18 protein-coding genes are annotated in these 20946 nt (G+C 67.1%); 9 read left to right on the top strand and 9 right to left on the bottom strand.

All coding sequences use genetic code 11. The features are described from left to right. Positions 1–30 precede the first annotated feature (30 nt). The 3 genes from ON22_RS18655 to ON22_RS18645 all read right to left on the bottom strand — a co-directional run bounded on the left by ON22_RS18655 (position 31) and on the right by ON22_RS18645 (position 4051). Complete coding sequence (locus tag ON22_RS18655) at positions 31–1509, bottom strand: ABC transporter substrate-binding protein (RefSeq protein WP_033241234.1); 1479 nt, start codon at positions 1507–1509, stop codon at positions 31–33. Then, entirely contained in the window at positions 1506–3539 is a 2034-nt protein-coding gene (locus tag ON22_RS18650; RefSeq protein WP_156052182.1) for a P-loop NTPase family protein, read from the bottom strand. Before ON22_RS18650 ends, ON22_RS18655 begins: the two co-directional genes overlap by 4 nt. A gap of 281 nt (positions 3540–3820) precedes the next feature. Beyond that, a complete protein-coding gene (locus ON22_RS18645) occupies positions 3821–4051 on the bottom strand; it encodes a hypothetical protein (protein WP_033241236.1) in 231 nt (76 codons plus the stop codon). Between the two features lie 156 nt (positions 4052–4207). Between ON22_RS18645 and ON22_RS18640 the strand changes: the two genes are divergently transcribed. Beyond that, positions 4208–4762 (top strand): DUF1697 domain-containing protein, encoded by a 555-nt coding sequence (locus ON22_RS18640; protein WP_033241237.1) that lies wholly within the window; start codon positions 4208–4210, stop codon positions 4760–4762. Between the two features lie 187 nt (positions 4763–4949). Here ON22_RS18640 and ON22_RS18635 read toward each other — a convergent pair whose 3' ends face one another. Continuing rightward, complete coding sequence (locus ON22_RS18635; protein WP_033241238.1) at positions 4950–5699, bottom strand: acyltransferase; 750 nt, start codon at positions 5697–5699, stop codon at positions 4950–4952. Between the two features lie 207 nt (positions 5700–5906). Between ON22_RS18635 and ON22_RS18630 the strand changes: the two genes are divergently transcribed. Continuing rightward, positions 5907–7217, top strand: a complete 1311-nt coding sequence (locus ON22_RS18630; RefSeq protein WP_231507902.1) for an outer membrane protein assembly factor BamB family protein — start codon at positions 5907–5909, stop codon at positions 7215–7217. 12 nt (positions 7218–7229) lie between these two features. On the opposite strand, the gene ON22_RS18625 is transcribed toward ON22_RS18630, so the two are convergent. Genes ON22_RS18625 through ON22_RS18615 form a run of 3 tightly spaced genes read right to left on the bottom strand, consistent with a single transcriptional unit; the run spans position 7230 to position 10812 of the window. After that, positions 7230–8492, bottom strand: coding sequence for a glycosyltransferase family 4 protein (locus ON22_RS18625; protein ID WP_033241239.1), 1263 nt, complete (start codon positions 8490–8492; stop codon positions 7230–7232). Continuing rightward, positions 8489–10030, bottom strand: coding sequence for a 1,4-alpha-glucan branching protein domain-containing protein (locus ON22_RS18620; protein WP_033241240.1), 1542 nt, complete (start codon positions 10028–10030; stop codon positions 8489–8491). Before ON22_RS18620 ends, ON22_RS18625 begins: the two co-directional genes overlap by 4 nt. Continuing rightward, positions 10027–10812 carry a class I SAM-dependent methyltransferase gene (locus ON22_RS18615; protein WP_051157792.1) on the bottom strand — a complete coding sequence of 262 codons (786 nt, stop codon included), beginning with the start codon at positions 10810–10812 and terminating at the stop codon, positions 10027–10029. The genes ON22_RS18620 and ON22_RS18615 overlap by 4 nt, the downstream gene beginning before the upstream one ends. A 195-nt stretch (positions 10813–11007) precedes the next feature. On the opposite strand from ON22_RS18615, the gene ON22_RS18610 reads away from it, so the two are divergent. From ON22_RS18610 to ON22_RS18595, 4 genes are all read left to right on the top strand, one after another. Further along, a complete protein-coding gene (locus tag ON22_RS18610; protein ID WP_033241242.1) occupies positions 11008–11793 on the top strand; it encodes an electron transfer flavoprotein subunit beta/FixA family protein in 786 nt (261 codons plus the stop codon). Between the two features lie 39 nt (positions 11794–11832). Then, entirely contained in the window at positions 11833–12789 is a 957-nt protein-coding gene (locus tag ON22_RS18605) for an electron transfer flavoprotein subunit alpha/FixB family protein (protein ID WP_033241243.1), read from the top strand. Between the two features lie 374 nt (positions 12790–13163). Continuing rightward, a complete protein-coding gene (gene gdhA, locus ON22_RS18600) occupies positions 13164–14513 on the top strand; it encodes an NADP-specific glutamate dehydrogenase (RefSeq protein ID WP_033241244.1) in 1350 nt (449 codons plus the stop codon). A 293-nt stretch (positions 14514–14806) separates the two neighbouring features. Continuing rightward, positions 14807–15649 carry an SDR family oxidoreductase gene (locus ON22_RS18595; RefSeq protein WP_033241245.1) on the top strand — a complete coding sequence of 281 codons (843 nt, stop codon included), beginning with the start codon at positions 14807–14809 and terminating at the stop codon, positions 15647–15649. A 67-nt stretch (positions 15650–15716) separates the two neighbouring features. Here ON22_RS18595 and ON22_RS18590 read toward each other — a convergent pair whose 3' ends face one another. Together ON22_RS18590 and ON22_RS18585 are read right to left on the bottom strand one after the other, a co-directional pair. After that, on the bottom strand, positions 15717–17369 hold the full coding sequence (locus tag ON22_RS18590; RefSeq protein ID WP_033241246.1) for an AMP-binding protein: 1653 nt from the start codon (positions 17367–17369) through the stop codon (positions 15717–15719). A 190-nt stretch (positions 17370–17559) separates the two neighbouring features. Continuing rightward, positions 17560–18537, bottom strand: a complete 978-nt coding sequence (locus tag ON22_RS18585; protein WP_033241247.1) for a helix-turn-helix transcriptional regulator — start codon at positions 18535–18537, stop codon at positions 17560–17562. A gap of 101 nt (positions 18538–18638) precedes the next feature. Here ON22_RS18585 and ON22_RS18580 point away from each other — a divergent pair, with 101 nt between their 5' ends. The 3 genes from ON22_RS18580 to ON22_RS18570 all read left to right on the top strand — a co-directional run bounded on the left by ON22_RS18580 (position 18639) and on the right by ON22_RS18570 (position 20859). Beyond that, positions 18639–19034 carry a RidA family protein gene (locus ON22_RS18580; RefSeq protein ID WP_033242148.1) on the top strand — a complete coding sequence of 132 codons (396 nt, stop codon included), beginning with the start codon at positions 18639–18641 and terminating at the stop codon, positions 19032–19034. A 250-nt stretch (positions 19035–19284) separates the two neighbouring features. Next, positions 19285–19452, top strand: a complete 168-nt coding sequence (locus tag ON22_RS18575) for a DUF4177 domain-containing protein (protein WP_197039600.1) — start codon at positions 19285–19287, stop codon at positions 19450–19452. A 207-nt stretch (positions 19453–19659) separates the two neighbouring features. Continuing rightward, on the top strand, positions 19660–20859 hold the full coding sequence (locus ON22_RS18570; protein ID WP_033241249.1) for a lipase family protein: 1200 nt from the start codon (positions 19660–19662) through the stop codon (positions 20857–20859). The last annotated feature ends 87 nt before the right edge of the window (positions 20860–20946 follow it).

Raw genomic sequence — 20946 nt, 5'->3', positions numbered from 1 at the left:
GCCGCCTGCGCCGGCAGCCACTCCGGCTCGCTAGCGGGATTCGAGATAGAGCGGTGGCGCGCCGTTCCTTGCCTCCAGGATCAATATGGGCTTATCGATCGGCAGCCCCTTGTCGTCGAAGTCGAGTCTCCCGCTGGCGGCGTTGAACGCCGAGGCCGAATACAGTTGTTTCATCGCCTGGAGGACACCGTCCGAATCGACAGCGTCACCGGGTACTCCGGCCGCGTTCCGGGTCGCCCGCACGGCCGTTGCCACGGCGTCGTGTTCCATCACGGCCGCGAAATCGTGCACATCGCCATCGGAGAACTCGTTGTAGCAGACCGGGCCTTCGCACTCGGGTGAGAACAGGTCGACCGCGAACATGTTGAATCCGTCCGGGTTTTCGCGCCAGGCATCCGGATGGACGAGCCCGGTGTACCGGACCTTGATATTGGCTTCGAGCGCCTTCCCGGCGAGACTCTCCGAGAGCTGGTAGTACGGCATATCGTCGGCGGTGATCACCTGGATCGGTTTCTCGCGGCAGTCGCGTTCGGTGAGCGCGGTGAGGAATTCGAGGGCGTCGGCACCCCGGCCCGCGAAATAGATGGTGCTCGGCTCCCGGTCGCAGATATTCGGCATGATGGAGCGAAACGCGATCGACACCTGGCCGTATCCGGCATCGTAGGGCTGCGGCCTCCCGGCGAATCGTTGCGAATCGCTGGGGAATTGAGATTCGAAGGCTTCGGCGAGGGTGCGGCCGTAACGGTCGGCCGGGTTGTCGTCGCGGACGATCAGGATTCGTTCGTCGCTGTCGGCGAGGAATTCCGCGGCGGCCCGCGCGTGTTGCGAGGCGGCCGGCGAAACCTTGAGGAAGGCACGCGAGGTCGGAAGATCATCGATCGTGAGTGTCGAGGCGATCACCCCTATAGGCTTCTCCGGAGCGGTCGGAACGGTAAGCCGTTCGATGGAGTCGAGCGCCGGCTCGAGACTGAACGAGATCCCGGTGACCGCGACGATATTGTCGGTGGTGCGGCGGGCCTGTATCTCGCGGACCACTAGTTCCCACGAGGCAAAATCGCTGCCCGGATTCGCCAGTAGTAACCGGATCTTCGGGCTGTGATCCCAAATGCCGGTCTTGTTCGCGGCGAGCTGGGCCAGATGTGCGCCGGCCAGCCGGTGCCGGATACCCGACATCGTGACGAAACCTTCTTCGTTGTCGCCGGACGTCATCGGCGTCAGCAAGACGATGCTCACGTACGGCTCTCCGGATTCCACGACGGCGCTGTTCTCGTCGTGGATCCGCTGTTCGAGATCGGCGATGTCGGGGGTGAAACTCGCGCTGCCGTCGCTGATTCCGACGCATTGACCGTTGTCGTTGCGGGTGACACCGCCGCCGCAGCCGCTGTCGGCCCGGAAGCGATCGGGCAGCCAGATCACCGCGGCGACGACCAAGGCCACCACCAGGAGCCCGGCGGGAACCCACCACCATTTCCGGTAGCCAGGGGGTGGCGGCTGGATCAAGGTGGTCATCGGTACCTCTCCGCTCGTTCGTACAGCAGCAGGGCCCCGCGGCCGAGCCCCCGGGCCAGCTGCCGGAATTCGTTCTCGATGGTGCGATCGAGGGTCCGTTGCGGATCGCCCAGTGGATCGTTGGAAACCCACAGCGCGGCGATCAGCCACGCCATCTCGTGTTCGGGCTCCAGACCGTTGTTCCGGACGATCGCCTCGACCTGTGTGAACGGATTCTCATCGGCGTCCGGGCGACGTGGGGCCGAGGTGATCAGATCCAGATCGGACAGCCACGCAGTGGCCGCGGTATGACCGAATTCGGTCTGCCCGGGCAGGAACGGCCGTTCCAGGTATTCGATGGCGGCACCCAGCCCGCCGAGAGCGAGATCGTGGTAGACGGCCGCTGTTTCGGCTGCTGCCTCGCCCTCCTCGAACTTGCGCCGGTAGACATCCCGGCAGATCATATGGGTGGCATCCCAGTTCCGGGGATCGTCCGGTTCGCGGTCTGCCAGTTCACAGAGCAGGATCCGGCGCAGCCAGGTATCGAGCACCATCTCCGGCTCCGGCCCACCGGCCGTCCGGATCCACAGCCGGTTGCGCAGTTCCTGGAGCAGCGCCTCCCCGTCCGGCAGGGCGGAATCCAGAATCTCCCGCTGATAGAGAACATCCACCGTGCGTCCCGCGGCGGCGGTAACCAGATCGCGTAGGGTCTCGGCGGCCGCGAAATCGCCGAACAGCCGTTCGCGGGCCCGCTCCAGCACAGTGCCGGGTGCGTCGACCGGCTCCTGCCAGGGATCGTGGTGGGTACCTACAGCGCTGGTGAGGACGGACCGCGCGCAGGCGAGTGGATCATCTTCCCCGGTCTGTCCCAGCGCGGCCAGGACATCGGTGGTTGCGGCGGCGTTCCCGCCGGTGAGGGCCCGGACGAAATCCGCGACCCGGGGCACCGAGCGCATCCGCTGATCGGCGGCGAGATCACCGGTGGTCTGCGCGCTCAACCGGCTCAGATCCACGAGATACCAGGGAAACCAGGAGGCCGCCGGATTATCGGCGGACGCCCAGTCGGTGAAGATATCGGGTGGGGTGCGCGGTTCCGGCCATTCGATACCGCCGGTCCGGTGGTCGGGTTCGCGGCGCTCGGTGTGGTCGCTGAAGCGGTGCATGCCGGGACGGTGCCAGCATTCGCTCCAGGCGGGCAGCCATTGCGCGCTGGTGGCGACGACCACCAGTGGATCCGGTTCGGCACCGTTGCGCCGCCGCGCCTCCCGCAGGGTCTGCAGGAAGTGCCGGCCCGAGGGGCTGTGCGCATTGTCCAGCAGCAGTATGGAATTGAGGGTGCGCCCGGTGCCCCGCATACCGCTGTAGGCGTGCCGCAGATCGTGCAGGAATGCCATCCCGAAGATGGCGTCGGCCTCGGCGCGGGATTCGTCGTCGCCGTGTGCCCATTTGGCGAGGTCGATCAGCATATCGTCGCGTTCGACCTCCGCGCCGGTGAGCCGTGGTCCCCGTTTGATACGGCGCCTGATACTGAGCCGGTTCAGGCTCTGCAGCAGGCTTTCCACGGCCATACCCACCCACGGTGACAAACCTTCGGGTACCTGACCGGCGGCCTCGAGGATATCGGCGACGCTCTGACTGCGTGCCTCCATGGGCTGGGCGCTGGAGACGACCTGGCGCAGGCTCTGCAATGCCGCCCGCCGGTTGTCGGCCTGCATATGCAGCGTGCTGCCGACAGCCACGACACACAGCCACAGTTGCGGAAAGGTGATGCTGCCGAATTGTGCGCGTTTGCGGCCGAGTTCGAAGGCGAGTTCGCCGAAGATTTCGCGCGGGGTGCGCTCGCCGCGGCCCAGGTCCACATGGGCGAGTGGAAGTTTCGCGCAGCGCTGGGCAAGCGAGTGCAGCAGAACGGTTTTCCCGCTCCCGGGCGGCCCCACCGCGACCACTACCGGCAGCAATCTGCTACGGCCCTCCGGCCGCTGGACCAACTGTTCGATCAGTTGGCCGGTGATCGGTTCCAGCCCATGCAGTACCGGGCCTTCTCCTGGCATCGCCCCTCCCGCGTTCGGCAATCGATATCCGGCATATCGGTAACCGGTGCCACAGTGTGAACCGGCGCTCGGAGCGGGCCGGGTGAACTGCTGGACGATATCGATCAATGCAGCCATCGTAGGCAAATCCGCCCAGGCTGTTGGAGTAGCCATGAGATCGCAATATGAAACGGGCAGGCGAGAATTGCGTTCCGGGAGCGGCCGTGGCGCAGGGTCGGTCGATGACGGCCGGAACGACCCCGGTGGCGTGGATAGGCCCCGGGGTCGTCCGGGCAGTGGGGTCAGCCTGCGGCGGACGGTCCCGAAATCGAGGCCGACAGCGACGACAACCAGCAGAGGGGAGACGGGGGATACTGCATGGTGCAGACGAGCCCGATGTCCTCGGACGCCTCCCGTTCGGCGGCGGGCTGTGCCTGCGGTACCAGCGGTACGGCAGAGGCGGTGGCCGCGCCCGCGACCGGGATCGTGAACAGGGCCGCTACCAGCAGGCCGGCCCGGAGAGTGCGACGCATGATTGCTTCCTTCCTGACCGGAGCGTACCGATCAGCAGCGAAGATAGTGCCGATCGCCGTCGCCGCCCAGCCCCGAGTTGCCCTGCCCGTGGTTTTGTGGGCAGGACACCGGTGCAGGCCCCAGAGGATGTCGGGGCGCCGGGGTACGGTCGGCCCATGACCAGGTACGCGGCGTTGCTACGCGGCATCATGCCCAGCAATCCGAATATGAGCAACGAGAAGTTGCGTGGTGTGTTCACCGGGCTCGGCCTCGAATCGGTGGCGTCGGTGCTGTCCAGCGGCAATATCGTATTCGCCACCGACGAGTCCCCCGGCGCGGAGCTCGAGGATCGGATCCAGCAGGCCCTGAACGCCGAACTCGGGATCGCGGGCGGCACGATCATCCGCGACCATGCCGAGCTACGCGCCCTGCTCGACCGTGACCCCTTCGCCGGTTACACCCATGGCCGCGAAACCTACCTGACCGTGACTTTCTTCAAGGACAGCGCCCACTCCCGGGTCGAGATGCCCGCCGATACGGACCCGCGCACGAAGGTCGTCGGCTACGACGAGCAGGCGCGGGCCTTCCTCTCGATCATCGACAATTCCGCGCCGAACACCCCGAATTTCATGGTGTGGCTGGAACGGAACTACGGGAAGAACATCACGACCCGGACCTGGCTCACCGTGCAGCGCATCATGAAGAAGATGGAAGCGCTGAAATCGCCGTAGCCGACTGCCGGCATTGTCCGTCGCGATGCTGCGTAGGCCAGCACTCGTGCCGCGATGAGGAGCGGTTCGGCGGACAGACCCCCGTCTGCCGGTGCCGTCGGGGTCCAGGTTCAGACGAGCAAGTCTTTCCCCCGCTGCGGGCGATTTTCCGGCGGTGGTGCCGTAACGGCCGGCGGGCCCGGGCCGGTTACGCGTCCTGCGCGACCCCGTTCTTCTTCCGCTCGATATCGGCCAGTGCCGCCTCCCGAGCGGCCCGCTCGGCGGCACCGGCCTCCCAGGTCGATTTCCGGTTCTTCACCACCCGGGCGGGCGCACCGACCGCGATGCTGAAATCGGGGATCTCACCCTTCACCACCGCGTGCGCGCCCAGCACACAACCCCGCCCGACCCGGGTTTCGCGCAACACGGTGACCTTGGCAGCGATCCAGGTGTCGGGGCCGATCCGCACCGGGCTCTTCACGATGCCCTGGTCCTTGATCGGCAGGGTGATGTCGTCCATCCGGTGGTCGAAATCGGTGATGTAGCACCAGTCCGCAACCAGCGTCGATTCGCCGATCTCGATATCGAGGTAGGTGTTGACCACGTTGTCCTTGCCGAACACCACTTTGTCGCCGATCCGCAGCGAACCCTCGTGGCAGCGGATGGCGTTACCGTCGCCGATATGGACCCAGCGCCCGATCTCGAGCCGGCCCAGCCCGGGGGTGGCATGGACTTCCACCCGTTTACCGAGGAAGACCATGCCGCGCAGGATCACGTGCGGGTTGGCCAGCCGGAATTTGAGCAGACGGTAGTACCGCACCAGATACCAGGGCGTGTAGGCGCGGTTGGCCAGGACCCAGCGCAGCGAATCGCGGGTGAGAAAACGGGCCTGCCTGGGATCCCGGCGCCGGGAACCCTGCCAACGCGTGCGCAACGGTGCGCCCCACATGCTCGTCACGACGTCTCTCCTGATCCTCTGGGCACCGCTCGGCGCCGCCCTCCGTGGTTACGCAAGCTGCTGCCTGCGGGCACCGCCTGCTCGTGCCGGGTATCGCGTGGCCCCTACCGCCGAACAGCCTACTTTCGTGCTCCGCGGGCCCGGCCTATACCCTTCCGTTAATCTCACACATGGCCGGGGCGACAGGACGACGGAGGAGACCAGCAGGTGCGTATCGGCGGCGGCGTACGGACCGGGTCCTGGCTCGCGGTGATTGTCGCGGCGGTGGGCGTGCTCACCGCGTGCGGAACCGATGTGGACGACATCACGGTCGGCCGGGGGCTGGGCTGGCCCGCGGCGGGACACGAGGCCCGTAACAGTGGCAATACCCAGGTCACCGGGTCCCGGGCATTGAGCCTGCAGTGGTCGCGCCCGGTCGGCGGGCCGATCGCCCAGCCGGTGACGGTGGGTTCGGAGGGACAGATCTTCCTGACCACCCGGACCGACGCGAACTGTGAGATCTACTCCTACCAGATGCCCACGGGGCGTAAACGTTTCTGCAACCCGCTGGGCCCGCATGCCATCTACTCGCCCACCCTGCTCGACGGCGCGAGCAATGTGTATGTAGGGCTGGACAGCGCGGTGGAATCGGCGAACCAGCTGGGCCAGCCGCGCTGGCGCACACCGGTGGCCGGGGTGCCGACCGGTATGCAGTTCACCGGCGACGGCCATCTGCTGGTGATCACGCAATCGGGCCAGGTCGATGTGCTGGAACGGCAGACCGGTAAACGGATGGTGCCCACCCAGCAACTGCTGCCGATGCCCGATTTCCTGAAGACCCCCAACCTCGACTGGCCGCCCGCCGGGAAGGGGCTCGAAGATTGCGCCACCGGCGGCCCGGACTGCGCGGTCGCCACGATCGCCGCGATGGAGGTCGATTCCGGGCGGATCTATGCCACGGTGCGCAAACCGGGCGAACCCGATGCCGCCCTGGTGGCGTTGCGCTACGCCGACGGCAAGGTCGTCCAGGAGTGGAGCAGGAAGATCCTGGCCGGCGGCAGCGCCACCGATCCCGCTCTCTCCGCCGACGGGTCCACGCTCTACGTCGGTGACAACAGCCGGCGCCTGCTGGCCCTCGACACCGCCGACGGTAAACCGAAATGGGAAGCGCATCTGGACTGGGAGCCGCGCCGCGGGATCTCGGTCTCCGACGACGGCCTGATCATCCCGGCCGGCGACGACGGCTACCTGATGGCGCTGCGCGATACCGGCACCAGCTACGAACGAGTGTGGCAGCGTAAGGATCTGGCTTTGCGCGGCGCTCCCGTTCAGACCGCCGGCGGTACCGGTTACGTTCCTGCCGCCATCGGCGACGGACTGAACCTGATCACCTTCGATACCGCCACCGGCGCCACCATCGACTCCGATGTGCTGCCCGGTGGATCGGGCACCACGACCGGAACAGCCGTGGGCGCCGAAGGCGAGGTCGTGATCGCGACCCGGATCGGCGAGCTCTTCACCTTCCGCGAAAAAGCCTGATCCGGCCGCGTTTCACAGCGGCTGGCCGGGGTCTCTTTCGGGAAGCGGACGGCGGTCGATCTCCGGTCGGCCGAGGGGGGTACGCACCCGGCGTTTCGCACCGGAGTACACCCCGGCGGTTTCCGCGGCCACCACTTCCCAGGCGAAATCCTCGGTGAGCCGGTCGCGGGCGGCACGCGCCCGTTGCTGGGCGGCGGCCGGGTCGTCGAGAACCGCGATGGTCGCGTCCACCAGGCCGTTGACGTCCGCGGGTTCGAACGATGCCCCGGTCACGCCATCGATCACGGCCTCGCCCAGTCCGCCGGCGGTCGAGGTGACCAGCGGTGTTCCGGTGGCCGCCGCCTCCAGCGCGACGATTCCGAACGGCTCGTAGCGGCTGGGCAGCACGATGGCGTCGGCGCCGTGGAGCCAGCCCAGCAGTTCGGCGTGGTCCAACTGCCCGGTGAAATGCACCGCGCGTGCCACCCGGTGCACGCGGGCGCGTTCCCGCAGCCATTCGAACTGGGTCCCGACCCCGGCGATGGTCAGCGTGGTACCGGGGTGGGCACGGCGGATCCGAGGGAGCGCGGCGATCGCATCCTGGATCCCTTTCTCGTATTCGAGCCGCCCCACATACAGCAGGCGCGGCGGCCCACTGCGTGGTGGGCGAGCGCGAAACGACCAGGCCCCCACATCGATCCCGTTGCGGATCACGTGCACGGGCACCCGGTCGGGCCGGTAGAGCCGTTCCACTTCGTCCTGCATGGACGCCGAGCAGGTGATGAGCGCGTCCGATTCGTTGGCCAGCCACCATTCGACCGAATGCACCTGCCGGTTCACCCGCCCCGCGACCCAGCCGCTGTGCCGCCCGGCCTCGGTGGCGTGAATGGTGGAGACGAGCGGGACGTCGTAGTACTCGGCCAGCGCGATCGCCGGATGCGCCACCAGCCAGTCGTGTGCGTGCACCACATCGGGGGTCCAGCCCTCGCCGATACCGGGTTTGTCCAGCGCGACCCCGGCGCGCACCATCGCATGCCCCATGGCCAGGGTCCAGGCGAGCATATCCTCGCCGAAGTCGAAGATCGGCGGATCTTCCGCGACCGCCACCACCAGCACGCCCTCGGCGACGAACGAATGGGTGGGATGGGTGGCGGGGCTGGTGCCGGTGGGGCGCCGTGCGAGCACCACCACTTCGTGTCCGGCCGCCGCGAGCGAGGTCGCGAGGTGGTGGACATGCCTGCCCAGACCCCCGACGACCACGGGTGGGTATTCCCACGACACCATCAAGATCTTCATCGCGGTCCTTCTGCTGGATTGACGCGTAGCCTACGCGCGTCCAGGGCTCCGAACACGCCGTCGGCCACGGCCCATCCGGCCGCCAATTCCCGGGCTCGCGCGTACTGGCCCGCGCCGACGGCGCCCGCGATCTCGCGGACGGCGTGCGCATGCTGGTGGGCCCGGTCGCGGGCGTATCCGGCGGCGGAATCCTTGCTGACCATGAAGGCCCAGTCGCTGGACACCGCGAGGATGGCTTCGCGCAGGAGTTGATCGGCCACCGGGTCGCGGCCGGTGGGCGCGGTGGCCCGCATTTTCGCGGTGGTGTCGACGGCGAGCCGGACGATTTCGTCGTTCAGTTCGACCAGATCGCGGACCTGGTCCCCGGCCCAGACCCGCCAGTCCTTACCCGACCCCCACGACGAATCGGTGAGCGGAACGGGTTCGCCGACGAGCCCGCGTTCGCGTGCGTCCGCGAGGGTCCCGACGGTAACGCCGGCCTCCGGTAGCGCGCGCAGCACCTGGGCGAGCCACTGCGGGCCCTCATGCCACCAGTGCCCGTACAGTTCGGTATCGAATGCCGCGACCACCAGGGCGGGGCGCCCGATCCGTTCGGATTCGGTGATGAGCCGCTCGCGTACCGTCGCGACGAAATCCGCGACATCCCGCTCTATCTGGGCGGCGGCGAGTTCGGGGTCGTAGGGCGCTTTGTCCGGCCCGGCGACGGTTTTCCCGGTGACCCGGGCGGGTTTGAGTCCGGTGGCGTGGTCGTAATGATGGAAGTCCCGGTAGGCACCATTGCCGGGGTAACCCGATTTCGGCGACCACACCCGGTAGCTGACCGTGAGATCGCGCCCGAACGCGACGACGGGGGAGTCGCGGACCGGCCGGCCGAGCGAGGTATCCCCGCGCAGAGCGGGACCGTCGACCATGAAATGCGTCACACCGGCGGCGGCGTAGCCGTCTTCCATACCCGGTGTGAATCCACATTCCGGCGCCCACAACCCCGACGGTGTGTGACCCCAGCGCAGGCGTGCGTCGGCGAGCCCTTCACGCAACTGGAAATCGCGCAGCCGTTCGTCGAGTAGCGGCTGGAACGGGTGCGCCAGCGGACCGCCGAGCAATTCGATGGCATCGGCGTCGAGCAATTGCCGCCAGACCGGTGCCGCCCCGTGCCGCCAGTTCTGTTCGAACTCGGTCAGCGCGGCCGCCGCGAGCCGGTGCTCGTGCCGGCCGAGTGCCTTGTTGCCGGCCATGGCGGCCTCGTCGGCCCGCAACTGCCAGTTGCCGAGCCAGTGATGCATACCCGCCAGCGAATGCGGATCATCGAGTTGTGCTGCGAGAACAGGGGTTATCCCCAATGTCAGCAGATGCGAGCGGCCCTCGGCGGCGAGGGTGCGCAGTACCTCGACGACCGGCAGATACGAGGACGCCCACGACTGGTAGAGCCATTCCTCGCCGACCGGCCACCGGCCGTGATGGGCCAGCCACGGGAGGTGCGAGTGCAGGACGAGGGTGAACTGCCCGGGTACCGCGTCGCCGGTGTTGTTGCCGCTCACGGTTTCACCGCTCGGGCGACCAGGTCGAGGCTGGCGTCGATATCGACAGGCGTCATCGCGAAATCGTCGACGGTGATACCCGCGACGTCGGCGGTGAGTTCGGCCGGCCAGGGTTCACCGGCCAGCGCCCGCTCGATCTGCGCGTCGATGAAAGAGCCGCCGTGTTTTTCGTCCAGTGCGCGCAGACTCGGGCCGTGGTGCACACCCGTCATGAGCTCCACCCGGAAACCGGCTTCCTCGAGCAGTTCGGTCAATTCGGCGGCGTTCAGTTCGCGCGTGTGGAACGGGTTGAGCGGAGTGTCACGTCCGGGGGAGAAGGTGATCCGGTTGGGGGTGCTGATGAGCAGTTCGCCGCCGGGGCGCAGGACGCGCAGGCATTCGCGCAGGAACTGCACCTGATCCCAAAGATGTTCGATCACTTGGAAATTCACCACGGTGTCGACCGTGTTGTCGGGCAGTGGGAGGGCGGCCAGGTTGCCACGGATCATTCGTACCCGTGGGTACCGCGCGCGCACATGTGCGGCGGCGCCGCGGTCGTAGTCGAGGCCGATCACCGCGGTCGCGATCCCGGCGATCATATTCGCGCCGTAGCCTTCGCCCGATCCGGCTTCGAGAACCACCTTGTCCGCGCATCGCGACAGCAGCCGGTCGTAGACGATCTCGTGCCGGCGGAACCAGTAGTTCTCCTCCGCGATACCCGGCACCGTCCGCTCGCCGGTCAACGGCAGCGGCTCCAGTACGTCAGGGGTAGCCGGTGCGGCGGGAATCACAGCCTCGCTCATTGCGACGAGGTTACTGGTACTGCCCGGTACACGGGTCTCCAGGGAGGCCCTCCGGGCGGCCGCGCTTGTAAGTTACCCACCAGTAACTTAACGTAGGGTAATGTCTCGGCCTGAGCTACTCACATGGACGTACGGCCACTGGAGATCGTGCGACCGCCAATACAGGTAACCAGAACAGGAGGTCGACGAAGACCGATGCCGAATATCGTCGTACTCATCAAGCAGGTGCCCGATACCTGGTCCGAGCGCAAGCTGACCGACGGTGACTTCACCCTCGACCGTGAAGCCGCCGACGCGGTGCTCGACGAGATCAACGAGCGCGCTGTCGAAGAAGCCCTCCTGATCAAGGAGGCGCAGGGCGGTGAGGTCACCGTGCTGGCCGCTGGTCCGGATCGCGCCACCGAGGCCATCCGCAAGGCCCTGTCCATGGGCGCCGACAAGGCGATCCACATCAACGACCCCGCCATCCACGGCTCCGATACCGTCCAGACCGCGTGGGTCCTGGCCGGTGCGCTGGGCCAGGTCGAGGGCGTCGAACTGGTTATCGCCGGTAACGAGGCCACCGACGGCCGCTCGGGTGCCGTCCCGGCCGTTATCGCCGAGTACCTGGGCATCCCGCAGCTCACCCATCTGCGCAAGCTCACCGTCGACGGCGAGAAGATCACCGGCGAGCGGGAGACCGACGAAGGCGTGTTCAAGCTGGAGGCGACGCTGCCGGCCATCGTCAGCGTCACCGAGAAGATCAACGAACCGCGCTTCCCCTCCTTCAAGGGCATCATGGCCGCCAAGAAGAAGGAAGTGCAGACCTTCACCCTGGAAGACCTGGGCATCGACCCGTCGACCGTGGGTGTGGCCAATGCGGGCACCGCGGTGACCGCGTCCACCCCGAAGCCGCCGCGTACCGCGGGCGAGAAGATCAGCGACGAGGGCGACGGCGGCACCAAGATCGCCCAGTACCTGGTCGGCCAGAAGATCATCTGAGTCCCCCGCACCCGCAGCAACTTCTAGGAGAAGAGACAAATGGCAGAAGTACTTGTGCTCGTCGAGCACGCCGACGGTGCGGTCAAGAAGGTGACCACCGAACTGCTGAGCGCCGCCGCCACTCTCGGTGAGCCGTCGGCCGTGGTGCTGGGCGCCCCCGGCACCGCCGACAAACTGTCCGACGCGCTGGCCGCGGCCGGCGCCGCCAAGATCTACGTCGCCGAATCCGACGATGTCGAGAACTACCTCATCACCCCGAAGGTCGATGTGCTCGCCGGCCTGGTCGAATCCGCCTCCCCGGCGGCCGTCCTGGTCGCCGCGAGCGCCGAGGGCAAAGAGGTCTCCGGCCGTCTGGCTGCCCGTATCGGCTCCGGCCTGCTGGTCGACGTCATCGACGTCAAAGCCGACGGCTCGGCCGTGCACAGCATCTTCGGTGGCGCCTTCACCGTCGATGCCAAGGCCACCGGCGATGTGCCCGTGATCTCCGTGCGCCCGGGCTCGATCGAGGCGAAGGCCTCGGCCGGCGCCGGTGAGAAGGTCACCGTCGAGGTCCCCGCGCAGGAAGAGGGCGTCGTCAAGGTCACCAGCCGCGAGCCCGTCGTCGCCGGCGACCGGCCCGAGCTCACCGAGGCGAATATCGTCGTCTCCGGTGGCCGCGGTGTCGGTTCCGCCGACAACTTCTCCGTGGTCGAGACCCTGGCCGATTCGCTCGGCGCGGCCGTTGGCGCCTCGCGTGCCGCGGTCGACTCGGGCTACTACCCGGGCCAGTTCCAGGTGGGCCAGACCGGTAAGACGGTCTCCCCGCAGCTGTACGTCGCCTTGGGTATCTCCGGCGCGATCCAGCACCGGGCCGGTATGCAGACCTCGAAGACCATCATCGCGGTCAACAAGGACGAAGAGGCGCCGATCTTCGAGATCGCCGACTACGGCATCGTCGGCGACCTGTTCAATGTCGCCCCGCAGCTGACCGAAGAGGTCAAGAAGCACAAGGGCTGAGCGCCCTCGCGCTGTCCCACGCCACGGCGTGAGCACGCCCGGCCGGTTACTCCGGCCGGGCGTTTGCCGTTTCGCGCCGGATATCCGGAGGCCCCACGGATGTTCGCGACGTGCTGAACGCACGATCGGCGACCGGACGGCCGGCCACGTGTGGCGGAAACCGCCTGTTGCAGCGCCGCGCAGGTGTGGCGAAAATAACGCTCCACGGATCTGAATCACATCGTGAGTAGGCAGGTGGCGGGGGCAATCGGGCCGACAGTTACGCTCACAACGGTGACCTTGCGGCGGTGAGCTCGTGGCCGGATGCGAATGCTCGAACGCGGCCCGGTGGTCGATCAGCGCAAGGTCGCCGACGATGAGGAGGTACCGGATCCATGCCCGTTCTGCACGAGGAGCTACAGGAGATCTACGACGAGGTACTTCTCCGCAATGCGGGGGAGACCGAGTTCCACCAGGCCGTGCACGAAGTGCTGGACAGCCTCGCTCCGGTGGTCGCCAAACACCCCGCCTACACCGATGCGGCCGTGATCCGGCGCCTGTGTGAGCCCGAACGGCAGATCATTTTCCGGGTGGCCTGGGTCGACGATTCCGGCCAGGTGCAGATCAACCGTGGATTCCGGGTGGAGTTCAATTCCGCACTCGGTCCCTACAAGGGCGGGCTGCGCTTCCACCCGACCGTGAACGTCGGGATCGTGAAATTCCTGGGGTTCGAGCAGACGTTCAAGAACTCGCTCACGGGTATGCCGATCGGTGGCGGCAAAGGCGGCTCCGATTTCGATCCGAAGGGCCGCTCCGATGCCGAGGTGATGCGCTTCTGCCAGGCGTTCATGACCGAGCTCTACCGGCATATCGGCGAGCACACCGACGTCCCGGCCGGTGATATCGGTGTCGGCGGGCGGGAGATCGGCTATCTGTTCGGGCAGTACAAACGCATCACCAACCGCTTCGAATCGGGTGTGCTCACCGGTAAGGGGCTGGCGTGGGGCGGGTCGCAGGTCCGCACCGAAGCCACCGGCTACGGCGTGGTGTTCTTCGTCGACGAACTGCTGCGGACCCGGGGCGAAGGTTTCGACGGCAAGAAGGTCATCGTCTCCGGTTCCGGGAACGTGGCCCTCTACGCGATCGAGAAGGTGCAGCAACTCGGGGGCACGGTGATCGCCTGTTCCGATTCGAACGGCTACATCATCGACGAAGCCGGTATCGACCTCGAACTGCTCAAAGAGGTCAAGGAGCAGCGCCGGGCCCGGATCTCCCGCTATGCCGACGAACGGGGTCCCTCGGCGCGGTTCGTCGAAGACGGATCGGTCTGGAATGTGCCGTGCGATATCGCGCTGCCCTGCGCCACCCAGAACGAGCTGAACGGCCGTGATGCGGCCGTGCTGGTGCGCAACGGTTGTACGGTCGTCGCCGAGGGGGCGAACATGCCCTGCACGCCGGAGGCGGTGCGGGTGTTCGGCGAGGCGAAGGTCGGGTTCGCGCCGGGTAAGGCCGCCAATGCCGGTGGTGTCGCGACCAGTGCCCTGGAAATGCAGCAGAACGCCTCCCGGGACTCGTGGTCGTTCGAGTACACCGAGCAACGCCTCGCCGAGATCATGCGCGGCGTGCACGATCGCACGCTGGCGACCGCCGACGAATACGGTGCGCCCGGAAACTATGCCGTCGGGGCGAATATCGCCGGTTTCATCCAGGTCGCGGATGCCATGCTCGCCCTCGGCGTCATCTGAACGGTAGCCGGACGGTCTCCTTGTCGCCGGGCGCGGAGTCACAGCGACGAGGAGGCCCGTGTGGGGGAGCACGGCCGCCCGTCCGGCTCGCGGGCAGTGCCGCTCGCCCGCGGGTCCGCGATACCGGGACGATCGGTTCCGGTCCGGGGCCGATCGTGCAAGGAAGTCGCCTGCCGCGCAGTGGTACTCAGGGTTGATACGGGCGTAGCCCCGGAGACCGATGTGGTCGGCAGCCGAGGTCGCGAGGATGGTGGGGAGCCCGCCGGCGGGGTGGGCATGCGACTGGAGGGCATATGAAACTGGAAGCCGGGCAGGTTGCTGTCGTCACCGGTGCCGCGAACGGTATCGGTGCGGCAATCGCCGCCGCGTTGGTGCAGCGCGGGCTGCGGGTGGTCGTGTCCGATATCGATTCCGAGGTGCTGGCGACAACCGCTACCGAACTCGGTGACCGGGTGCTCGCCGTGCCCACCGATGTCGCCGATATCGAGCAGGTGCGTGCACTCGCCGACCGGACGCTCGCCGAATTCGGCCGTATCGACCTGGTTTTCAACAACGCCGGTATGGGGGCAGGTGGGCCGAGCTGGGAGGTCACGCCCGCCGACTGGAACCGGGTCTGGGCGGTGAACGTCGGCGGAGTAGTGAACGGTATCCACGTATTCACGCCGCATCTGATCGCTGCCGGGCACGGACATATCGTCAACACGGCTTCGTTGGCAGGGCTGACGGTCGGCCTGTTCGGTGCACCGTACGCGGCGAGCAAGGCCGCGATCATCTCGATCTCGGAATCGTTGCGGGGTGAACTGGACCTGATCGCACCGAACGTCGGTGTGACAGTGGTGTGCCCGGGCCCGGTGGACACTCAGATGTTCCGGGGCCTCGCCGAGCTCGCCACCCCGCCGGAGGACTCGGCACCGGAAGCGGAGGCGTTGCCGCCCGAAGTGATGGCCAAGCTGGCACCCATGATGGAGGCGATCGCCGAAATGGCGAAGGAGATGATCCCGGCGCCCCGGGCGGCGGAGATCATCCTCGATGCCGTGGAATCCGGAAAGCTGTACGAAACCACGCATCCGGAGATGGCGGCCGCCGCCCGTGAGCGAATCGATACGATTCTGGAGTCTTTCGGTACCCCCGCCTGAACCGCTTCGGCGAACTCGCCGGGCCGGTCGAATTCCGGCCCGGCGAAACCCCCGCTCGAGCGTTTGCCTACAAGGCACGGTCCTTGTCCACGCCCATGGCCTCGAGCAGGGCCAAGGCCTGCTTACGCATCTCCACCTTGCGGACTTTCCCGGTGACGGTCATCGGGAACTCGTCGACCACATGCACGTAGCGCGGGATCTTGTAGTGCGCCAGCCGGCCGTCGCAGAATGCCTGCAGCGCCGCGGCGTCGAGGGCGGCGGCGCCCGCACGCATCCGGACCCAAGCCATGAGTTCCTCGCCGTATCTGGGATCGGGGACACCGATCACCTGCGCGTCGAGGATATCGGGATGGGTGTAGAGGAATTCCTCGATTTCGCGCGGGTAGATGTTCTCGCCGCCGCGGATCACCATATCCTTGATCCGCCCGGTGATGGCCACGTAGCCGTCGTCGTCCATGATCCCCAGATCGCCGGTATGCATCCAGCGGGCCGCGTCGACGACCTCGGCGGTTTTCTCCGGATCCTCCCAATAGCCGAGCATCACCGAATACCCCCGGGTGCACACCTCACCCGGCTCCCCGCGCGGCAACGTCCGGCCGCTCACCGGATCGATGATTTTGATCTCCAGATGCGGCCCCACCCGCCCGGCCGTCGCCGTGCGCTGGTCGATACTGTCGTCCGCCCTGGTCTGGATGGAAACCGGTGACGTTTCGGTCATGCCGTAGCAGATGGTCACCTCGCTCATCCCCATCCGCTCGATAACCTGCTTCATCACTTCCACCGGACACGGCGACCCCGCCATGATCCCGGTCCGCAGCGTCGACAACCGGTAGTCGTCGAAACCGGGGTCGGCGAGCTCGGCGATGAACATGGTCGGCACCCCGTACAACGATGTGCACCGTTCCGTCTGCACCGCGGCGAGAGTGGCCGCGGGATCGAACGCCGGTGCCGGGATCACCACCGTGGCCCCATGACTGGTGCAGGCCAGGTTGCCCATCACCATCCCGAAGCAGTGATAAAAGGGCACTGGAATGCATACGCGGTCTTGATCGGTGTAACCACAGATCTCGCCGACGAAGTAGCCGTTGTTGAGGATATTGTGGTGGCTGAGCGTCGCGCCTTTGGGGAAACCCGTTGTGCCCGAGGTGTATTGAATATTGATCGGATCGTCCGCGGACAACCCGTCCCGGGCGGCCGCGAGAGCGGCGGGATCGGCGTCGCGGCCGGTGGAGAGAAGGCCGGACCAGTCCGTGCTACCGAGTAGCACGACCCGTTCCAGCGCCGGACATTCCGAGCGCACCTCCTCCAGTATGGCGGCATAGTCCGACGTCTTGAACGAAGGTGCGGCGATGACCATCCGGATACCGGCCTGCCGGAGCACATACTCCAGTTCATGTGCGCGATAGGCAGGATTGATCGTGACCAGGACGGCGCCGATCTCGGCGGTCGCGTACTGCACGAAAACCCATTCGGGGCAGCTGGGCGCCCAGATTCCGACCCGGTCCCCGCTGCCGATCCCGGCCGCGAGCAACCCCGAAGCCAGCACATCGATCTCGGTCGCCAGCTCGCGATAGGTCCAGCGCCGCCCACCGGCAACATCCACCAGGGCATCGTTATCGGGGAAAGTGGCCACCGTGCGATCGAGATTTTCGCCGATCGTCTCCCCGAGCAGTGGCGTGTTCCACGCGCCGGAGGCGTAGCTCTTCTGCACTGTACTCATCACCGGTCCTCTCCCGGCGTCCGCGCGGACGCCTGTATCCAGGGCCGTAGGCGTAACCCTTTCCGCCGTGTGGCCCGATGAGATAGTGATACAGGTCACTGACCGTCGGCCACCCCCGAACGGGGGTATGACGGACCGCCGCATCGGCGCTTCCCTGAATCGCCGGTACGAGCGGGTGTCCGCCGGGTCCCTAGGAGGTGAATCCGCCGTAGTGGGTGGCGATCGCAGCGGCGCGGTTGTGCAGGCGGAGGCGTAACCACTGTGGGGCCAGAGCTTCGGCGTCCGTGGCGAGCTGCCACAGCGCCCATTCGGCATGCCGGGAATCCTGGAACGTCACCTCCAGCCGCAATCCGCCGTCGGTGTCGGTTTCCTCGCCCAGGACGGCCAGGGCCGTGCCCACCAGCTCGTCACGGCGGATCGGATCCACGAGTACCAGCACGGTGACCTGGTCGCCGCCTGCCCGGAACCGAGTGCTGCGCTCCTGCCACGCGTTGGGTAGATCGACCCGGTCCGGTCGCTGTGCGGGTTCGTGCAGTTCTTCGGCGGCCAGTAGCCGCGACAGCCGGTAGGTGCGGTCCGCGCCGGACCGGGTGGCCAGCAGATAGCCTTGGCCGCGTACCGTGACCAGCCCGATCGGATCCACGGTGCGCCATTTCGGGGCCTGATCCACCGCCGCGTAGTGGATGCGCAGCTTGCGCCCGGCGAGTACCGCGCGCCGGACCTCGTTCACCACGGCGTCGGGCACCTCGTCGTCGGTCACCCGGCGCGCGAGCAGATCGGTTTCCGGTTCGATGAGCAACCGCTGGGCCGCTTCGCTCGCGGTGTTCCGGTAGTTCTCGGGCAACGCGTCGACCACCTTCAGCATGGCCGATGCCAGCGCCGAGCCGAGCCCGAAAACCTCTGCGCCGCGACGTGTTCCGGCGACCAGCAGGGCGAGCGCCTCGTCGCGGTTCAATCCGGTGAGCTCGGTCCGGAAACCGGGCAGCAGGGCGAACCCGCCGTGCCGGCCGCGTTCGGCATACACCGGGACACCGGCCGCGGACAGCGCTTCGATATCGCGCAGCACCGTCCGGGTGGATACCTCCAGCTCGCGGGCGAGCGTAGCGGCCGGTAACCGGCCGTGCCGGCGCAGCAACAGCACCAGCGAGACCAACCGGTCGGCGCGCATACCGGGAAATCTACCCGGAATACATGACCGAGGATGTCGTGATTTCTCGCCAGACTCGTCGGCGTAGGACTTCCGATGAATCGAATGGAGCTGAAGTGACAGTGCAACGCACGGCGGTCAACCCGGTGATGTGGGCGGCGGAGATGGGATTCAACCAGGGTGAACTCGTCGCCGGGCACACCCGGTCGCTCTACTGTTCCGGCCAGACCGCGATGAGCCGCGACGGCAAACCCCAGCACGACGGTGATATGGCGGCGCAGCTGGCGCTGAGCTTCGACAACCTGGAGGCCGTACTCCGCGAGGCCGATATGTCGGTCGCCGACCTCGTGCGGCTCAACGTCTACACCACCGACGTCGATCTCCTCTTCCGGCACTACGGTGTGCTGGCGTCGCGGTTGGGCGCGGCCGGGGTCGCGCCGGCCACCACGATGCTCGGGGTGACCCGGCTCGCGATCCCGGGGCAGCTGGTCGAACTCGAAGGGACTGCCGTCGCCTGACCACACTCTTCGCATAACCACCGCCTGCCGATTCGGAGCCGGCCGAAATCGGCAGGCGGTGGTCGGCCGGCCCGTCCGGCACGGTGGATGCCGTGCACTGCGGCCCGAAACGTTGAATGTCGGGCCCGGCGTGACCGGGGTTGACTGTGCTGCTGCGGCATAGTTTTGACTGTCCGTGCCGGGCGGATCCGCACCGGAAAGACCGAACCCGACAGGAGAGCGATTCATGGCCGCGCAGTGGGGACACAAGGTGCTGAGGTACAAGCTCGGTATGAAGGGCTTCGACTACGACCGGATGGAGCAGGACCTCAACGACCTGGGGCGCAAGGGGTGGGAAGCAGTCGGGACGCTGGCACCGAGCTTCGGTTCGGGGCAGGCCATCGAGGTCGCGCTCATCCTGAAGAAGCGCAATGACTGAGGGCTCAGCAGCGAGTCGACTGCCTGACCAGCGGCCGGTGAGGTTCGGTCGCGCGGCTTTCGCGATCGGTCACTGTTCGGAACTTGCCGATTCGCTCCGTCGGCAAAGTGCACCGTGCTACGTTCTAGAATGAATTTCAGTTTTATGCGTGGTGAGCGGTTTCCGATGGAGTGAGATCGCGCTGCCGCGGATGGTTGGAAGCGTGATATGAGAACAGTTCTGTCCCGCCGCGGCACCGGTAGATGGCGTGCGGTGATCGTGCTCGCGGCCACGGCCCTGGTCGCCACGGCATGTGGCGATTCGAGCGAGGAACCCGACAGTGCGGCACCGGGTGCGCTGATCACCGCCACACCGGTGGAGGTATCTCCGGATTCGGTGGTGCCCGAGGACGCCCGGACCGAACGCATCACCTACCTGTCGCAATCCGCTGCGGGGCAAGAGGTCCTGGTTTCCGGCACGGTAACGGTCCCGGCCGGCGAACCGCCCGAGGGTGGCTGGCCGGTGATCAGCTGGGCGCACGGCACCACCGGCGTCGGTGACGCCTGCGCACCGTCGGCGCACAGTGTGGGCGGGCCGGCGCGGGATTACCTGGCCGTCACCGATCCCGTAATCGCCCGGTGGGTGACCGGCGGATACGCCGTCGCCGCCACGGATTACGAGGGCCTGGGAACGCCTGGTGGACATCCGTATATGAACGGTGTCAGCGCAGCTCATACTGTCACCGATATCGTCCGTGCCGCGCGTGAACTCGATCCCCGGATCGGCGCGAAATGGGCTGTGGCCGGGCATAGTCAGGGCGGGCACGCCGCCTTGTTCACTGCGGCGCAGGATCCCGAATACGCCCCGGAACTCGACCTCGTGGGCGCTGTGTCCTATGCGCCGGGGAGCCGCACCAGCGATACCGCCGCGTATATGGCGGCCGGTGGCCCCGGGGTAGGCGTGGCCCTACCGTTCCTGCCGGTACTGCTGCTCGGTGCCGAGGCCGCAGACCCGGCGCTGTCGGCCGAGGCCATGATCAGCGATGCGGCCCGCCCGCTCCTCGATGTGGCACGCACCGGTTGTATGGACCAGATCAAGGCGGCAGCGGCAAAGGTCCCGGCCGGTGATCTGTTCGCGCCGGGCGCCGATACCGCCGCGCTCACCGCGTACTTCGCCGGCCAGGAGCCGGAGGACCTGAACCTGACGGTCCCGGCGCTCGTCGCGCAGGGCACCACCGACGCCCTGGTCGCCGCCCCGATCACCACGCAGATCACCGAAAAGTTGTGCGCGAACGGTTCGTCCGTGGACTACCGGTCCTACGAAGGCGCCGACCATCGCGGCGTCCTCACGGCCGCCGGCGACGATGTCGACGCCTTCCTGAACAGTTTGTTCGCCGGCGACGACCCGGGCGCCATGTGCGGGCCATGACGTTTCAGGACCTGAGGTGGGGTCCCTGGAGCATCGTGGTCACTGAGCCTCGGGCTACCGCCTCGGTGAACAGTGAAGAATCGGGAG

This window comes from Nocardia carnea NBRC 14403, assembly GCF_000308515.1.
In the GTDB taxonomy this organism is placed as follows: domain Bacteria; phylum Actinomycetota; class Actinomycetes; order Mycobacteriales; family Mycobacteriaceae; genus Nocardia; species Nocardia carnea.
The sequence above is the reverse complement of the archived record's forward strand: the minus strand, read 5'-3'. Positions and strand labels throughout refer to the sequence as shown.

Excerpts from the sequence above, each read along its gene's own strand:
- gdhA (WP_033241244.1), top strand. The coding sequence starts at position 13,164 with ATGCCCGTTCTGCACGAGGAGCTACAGGAGATCTACGACGAGGTACTT.
- ON22_RS18610 (WP_033241242.1), top strand. The coding sequence starts at position 11,008 with ATGCCGAATATCGTCGTACTCATCAAGCAGGTGCCCGATACCTGGTCC.
- ON22_RS18570 (WP_033241249.1), top strand. The coding sequence starts at position 19,660 with ATGAGAACAGTTCTGTCCCGCCGCGGCACCGGTAGATGGCGTGCGGTG.
- ON22_RS18655 (WP_033241234.1), bottom strand. The coding sequence starts at position 1,509 with ATGACCACCTTGATCCAGCCGCCACCCCCTGGCTACCGGAAATGGTGG.
- ON22_RS18605 (WP_033241243.1), top strand. The coding sequence starts at position 11,833 with ATGGCAGAAGTACTTGTGCTCGTCGAGCACGCCGACGGTGCGGTCAAG.
- ON22_RS18645 (WP_033241236.1), bottom strand. The coding sequence starts at position 4,051 with ATGCGTCGCACTCTCCGGGCCGGCCTGCTGGTAGCGGCCCTGTTCACG.
- ON22_RS18595 (WP_033241245.1), top strand. The coding sequence starts at position 14,807 with ATGAAACTGGAAGCCGGGCAGGTTGCTGTCGTCACCGGTGCCGCGAAC.
- ON22_RS18590 (WP_033241246.1), bottom strand. The coding sequence starts at position 17,369 with ATGAGTACAGTGCAGAAGAGCTACGCCTCCGGCGCGTGGAACACGCCA.
- ON22_RS18640 (WP_033241237.1), top strand. The coding sequence starts at position 4,208 with ATGACCAGGTACGCGGCGTTGCTACGCGGCATCATGCCCAGCAATCCG.
- ON22_RS18615 (WP_051157792.1), bottom strand. The coding sequence starts at position 10,812 with ATGAGCGAGGCTGTGATTCCCGCCGCACCGGCTACCCCTGACGTACTG.
- ON22_RS18650 (WP_156052182.1), bottom strand. The coding sequence starts at position 3,539 with ATGCCAGGAGAAGGCCCGGTACTGCATGGGCTGGAACCGATCACCGGC.
- ON22_RS18625 (WP_033241239.1), bottom strand. The coding sequence starts at position 8,492 with ATGAAGATCTTGATGGTGTCGTGGGAATACCCACCCGTGGTCGTCGGG.
- ON22_RS18585 (WP_033241247.1), bottom strand. The coding sequence starts at position 18,537 with ATGCGCGCCGACCGGTTGGTCTCGCTGGTGCTGTTGCTGCGCCGGCAC.